Here is a 4,045-nt window from a genome sequence, read left to right as displayed (position 1 = left end):
GGGGGGGGGGGGGGGGGGCCGGGGGGGCCCCCCCCCCCCCCCCCCACCCAGGTCCTGCCCGCCGACGTGCGGCGCGGCGCGGTCACGTACCGGGCTTGCGTCCGTACACGTACACGTCGTCGCCGTTGCGCAACAGGCTCCAGTACTTCTTGGCGTCCGCCGTGCGCATGTTCACGCAGCCGTGCGACCCCGGCGGCGACCACACACTCCCGGAGATCGAGTGGAACGCCTGCCCCCCGTCGAAGAACTGGCTGTACGGCATGGGGACGTGGTACAGCGTCGACCAGTGGTCGATGTTCCGCCAGTAGACCTTCTTGGCGCCGGTGCGGGTCTCGTAGCCGTTGCGGCCCGTGCGAACCGGGACCGGCCCGAACGTCAGCTTCCTGCCGTCCTGTATCCAGCTCAGTTGGCGCGTGAGGTCCACGCACGCGATCCGCCCCTTGTTGACGGGGCACGTGCCGGCCTTGTCGGGGTTGCGCCCCGCGGCCTTCTGGGCATTCATGATCTTCATGACGCCCCAGGTCACCGGCCCCGCGTAGCCGATGTTCGGGGAGATCCCGTACTTCGTCTGGAAAGCGCGGGTCGCCTTGCAGTCGGCCGCCGACTGCTTCCCGTCCACCGGCCGGCCCAAAAACTTCTCCACCTGCTTCTGGTAGGGGCCCTTGCTCTTCGTGCACGACGCGGCCTGCGCCGTGCCGCCCCCCGCCACGACCGGTGTCACGGCCAGCACCGCCACCGTGAGGGCGGCCCCCGCCCGACGTCCCGCTGACACTCTCGTTCGCATTGATCCCCCATCCCCCTGGTGGGCCGTCACCTGACGGCCTCACCCCCTAGGACAGCGGGGAGGCGCCGGAGGTTGCGGAAACACGCGCGGGAGAAGGGGAATCGGCGGTCCGCCGACCGGGCGGGCCGCCGGGCCGTGGGCCTGCCGTCACTTCTGGGCCTCACTTCGGGGCCCGCCGTCAGCGAGGGGAACCGCCCAGGGCGGCGTGGACGATGCGCACGGCCTCCTCCGTGTCGGCGCGCGACACGTCCAGGTGGAAGACGAAGCGCAGCCGCCCGGGGTAGCCGGCGCAGCGCAGCCCGCGCCGCGCGAGGCGCTCCTGCACCTCCTCGGCGGACAGCCCCGGCGCGGGTTCGGCGAACACCATGTTGGTCTGGGCGCCGTCCACCACCAGGCCCGGCACACCCTTGATCCCCTCCGCGAACAGCGCGGCGTTCACGTGGTCCTCGGCGAGCCGTGCGACCTGGTGCTCCAGCGCGTACAGTGCGCCCGCGGCCAGGATGCCCGCCTGCCGCATCCCGCCGCCGAGCGCCTTGCGCCAGCGCAGCGCCCGCGCCACGAACGCCCGGCTGCCGAGCAGCGCGGAGCCGACGGGAGCCCCCAGGCCCTTGCTGAAGCAGACCGAGACGCTGTCGAAGTGGCCGGCGATCAGCCGCGCCTGCTCGTACGGGTCGCCGCCCGCGGCCACCGCCGCGTTGAACAGCCGGGCCCCGTCGAGGTGGGTGGCGAGCCCGCGCTCCCGGGCCAGCCCGGTGGCGGTCCGCAGGTAGTCCAGGGGGACCGCCCGGCCGCCGATGGTGTTCTCCAGGCACAGCAGACGGGTGCGCGCGAAGTGCGGGTCGTCCGGCTTCACGGCGTCCGCGATGTCGGCAGGGTCGAGCGTCCCGTCCGTCCGGTGGGGCAGCGGCTGCGGCTGGATCCCGCCGAGCACGGCGCCGCCCCCGCCCTCCCAGCGGTACACGTGCGCCGACTGCCCGGCGATGTACTCGTCGCCCCGGCCGCAGTGCGTCAGCAGCGCGCACAGGTTGCTCTGCGTCCCGGACGAGACGAACAGCGCCGCCTCGAAGCCGAGCCGCTCGGCGATCCGGTCCTGGAGGGCGCCCACGGTGGGGTCTTCGGCGAAGACGTCGTCGCCCACCTCGGCCTCGGCCATGGCCCGGCGCATGCCCGCGCCGGGTCGCGTGACGGTGTCGCTGCGCAGGTCGATGAAGCGTCCGGGCTGCTCTTCGGTGACATGAGTGATGGTCGGCATGCCCTCACCCTGCCATGCCTCCTGGTCACGGCCTCGCCGGGCCCACCGTGCGCCGCGGGCGCGGGCCGCGGTACGGCTCTTCCCCGCGCTCCGCCGCAGGGGTCACCGGCGGACGGCCTCGCGGCGCACCCCGTCCCGGGTCACCGGGGCGGGAGGTCGAGGTCGTCGACGCGTTCGCCCTCCGCTTGGGAGGGGGTCGTGCGGGGCACGTCCGGGTGGATCTCCATCGTGCTGCGTTCGGCCGTGTCGTAGATCCGTTCGCCCTCCGCCTGGGAGGGCGTCTCGGCGTACAGGTAAGGATCGGCCTCCGGCGACGTGGACGTCATGGCGGACCACCTCCTGAGTCGCTGCCTCCATCGTGCTCCCTCAGGCCCTGCGGGGCGACACCAGCAGGAACGCCCTCCGCCGGCGGTCGCGGTGCAGCGTGCACTGCCAGCCGCACGCCTCCAGGACGCTCTGGCAGCGGGCCAACTCGGCCTTGGTGGAGCCCCGGGCGTCCCCAGCGGGGGAGTGCCAGGACACCTCGGCGACCCCGCTCTGGGCGGAGGGCGCCACGGCGTAACCGGCGGCCGAGGGCGGACCCGCGGCCTCGCGCGCGCACGGGGGCCGGCCGGCCGCCTCCAGCGCCAGGGCGACGGCGTGCACGAAGCGCTCGCGTTCCCAGGGCGCGGGCCGCGTGGTGTCGCCGTCCTGCAGGACGCGCCGGATCTCCAGCAGCCCCGACCAGGCCGACGCGACCTCGGCGGCGCGGCCGGGGGCGGCGGAGCCGGTGCCGTGCCCGTCGTCGGCGGTGAAGCTCCCTCGATCCCCGCGCTCGGCGGGCTCGGCCGTCGGCGGTCCGGGCACCGGTGCCGCGGCCTTCGCTTCCCCGCTCCGAAGCGACGCGCCGGCCAGTTCGGTGCGAAGCCGGCGCCCCTCCTGGGTCAGGTAGTAGCCGCCGGTACGGCCGTAACGCACGGCGAGGCCCTGCCCGACCAGCGCGGCGCACGTGGGTGCGCGCGCCTTCAGCTGCCCGGTGTCGGCGTCGGACTCCAGCAGGGCGCGGCGCTGGACGGCGGTCAAGGTCATGCGACGCAGCCTATGAGCCGGACGCGGGGAGCCGGAATGCCCTACACTCGAAATCGAGCACCTGTTCGAAAAGAGGTGGAGGCGGACCCCATGGTCGAAGCCGAGCCGCACCAGGGCCCCGGGCCCTGTGTGCTCTACATCCGCTGCGGAGGCGCCGAGCCGGCGACGCTCGCGGCGCTGGCCGGGCTCGTCGGCCAGTTCACCCCGGTCGTCCGCGCCGAGCCGCCGGACGCCGTCGTGGCCGACGTGCAGTCCGCGGTGGGCTTCTACGGGCTGCTGCCCGAACAGCTCGCCCTCATGATCAGCACCAGGGTCGCGGCCCTGTACGACGTGAGCCTGACGATCGGTATCGCCGGCAGCCGTACGGTCGCCGCCATGGCCGCTTGCGACGTCCTCCCTGGCCGCATCCGCGCCGTCGACTCCGACCCGGAGTCCGTCGCCGGCTTCCTGCGGGCCCAGCCGGTCGCGGCCCTTCCCGGTATCACCGCGGAAGCCGTCCGGATGCTGGCGGCGGCCGGGCTGGACACGGTCGGCGACGTCGCCGCCGCGCCGTTGCCCGATCTCCAGGCGCTCCTCGGTGCTCTTCCCGGGCGCGGTGTGTGGGAACGCGCGCACGGGCTCGACCCCGCTCCGATCGCGCCCGATCACCCGTTCGGCTCTCTCGTCGCCGACCGCCTCTTCACCGTCGACGCCACCGACCCCACCGACCGCGGCGCGTTGAGCCGGGCCGTCCTGGAACTCGGGCTCGGCCTCGGTGACCGGCTGCGAGGCACCGGCCGCACGACCACCGGGCTCACCCTGACCGTCCGGCTCGCCGGCGGCTCGTCGGTCAGCCGCAGCCGCACCTTGCCGGAGCCCACCTGCGACCCCGGCGAACTCGCCGAGGCCGCCTACGCCATGCATGAGGCGCTCGGCCCGCACGGCGCACCCGTGCGGGCCGT

5 protein-coding genes are annotated in these 4,045 nt (G+C 74.5%); 1 reads left to right on the top strand and 4 read right to left on the bottom strand.

Annotated features, from left to right (window positions below):
* Positions 1 to 82 precede the first annotated feature (82 nt).
* From ACRWND_RS30425 to ACRWND_RS30410, 4 genes are all read right to left on the bottom strand, one after another.
* On the bottom strand, positions 83 to 784 hold the full coding sequence (locus ACRWND_RS30425) for a L,D-transpeptidase family protein (protein ID WP_431955141.1): 702 nt from the start codon (positions 782 to 784) through the stop codon (positions 83 to 85).
* Positions 785 to 962: 178 nt separating this feature from the next.
* Positions 963 to 2,036, bottom strand: a complete 1,074-nt coding sequence (gene ltaE / locus ACRWND_RS30420; RefSeq protein WP_431955139.1) for a low-specificity L-threonine aldolase — start codon at positions 2,034 to 2,036, stop codon at positions 963 to 965.
* 140 nt (positions 2,037 to 2,176) lie between these two features.
* A complete protein-coding gene (locus ACRWND_RS30415; protein ID WP_431955137.1) occupies positions 2,177 to 2,362 on the bottom strand; it encodes a hypothetical protein in 186 nt (61 codons plus the stop codon).
* Between the two features lie 40 nt (positions 2,363 to 2,402).
* Positions 2,403 to 3,104, bottom strand: coding sequence for a hypothetical protein (locus tag ACRWND_RS30410; protein ID WP_431955135.1), 702 nt, complete (start codon positions 3,102 to 3,104; stop codon positions 2,403 to 2,405).
* 90 nt (positions 3,105 to 3,194) lie between these two features.
* On the opposite strand from ACRWND_RS30410, the gene ACRWND_RS30405 reads away from it, so the two are divergent.
* Positions 3,195 to 4,045, top strand: an 851-nt coding sequence (locus ACRWND_RS30405) for a hypothetical protein (protein ID WP_431955134.1), incomplete at its 3' end; no start/stop codon positions are given.

Origin of the sequence: Actinacidiphila sp. bgisy167 (genome assembly GCF_965342175.1) — a bacterium.
Taxonomy (GTDB): domain Bacteria; phylum Actinomycetota; class Actinomycetes; order Streptomycetales; family Streptomycetaceae; genus Actinacidiphila.
This window is presented reverse-complemented; position numbering and strand designations above follow the sequence as displayed.

What these genes read in the sequence shown, in the direction of transcription:
- ACRWND_RS30415 (WP_431955137.1), bottom strand. Translation starts at nt 2,362, where the DNA reads ATGACGTCCACGTCGCCGGAGGCCGATCCTTACCTGTACGCCGAGACG.
- ACRWND_RS30410 (WP_431955135.1), bottom strand. Translation starts at nt 3,104, where the DNA reads ATGACCTTGACCGCCGTCCAGCGCCGCGCCCTGCTGGAGTCCGACGCC.
- ltaE (WP_431955139.1), bottom strand. Translation starts at nt 2,036, where the DNA reads ATGCCGACCATCACTCATGTCACCGAAGAGCAGCCCGGACGCTTCATC.
- ACRWND_RS30425 (WP_431955141.1), bottom strand. Translation starts at nt 784, where the DNA reads ATGCGAACGAGAGTGTCAGCGGGACGTCGGGCGGGGGCCGCCCTCACG.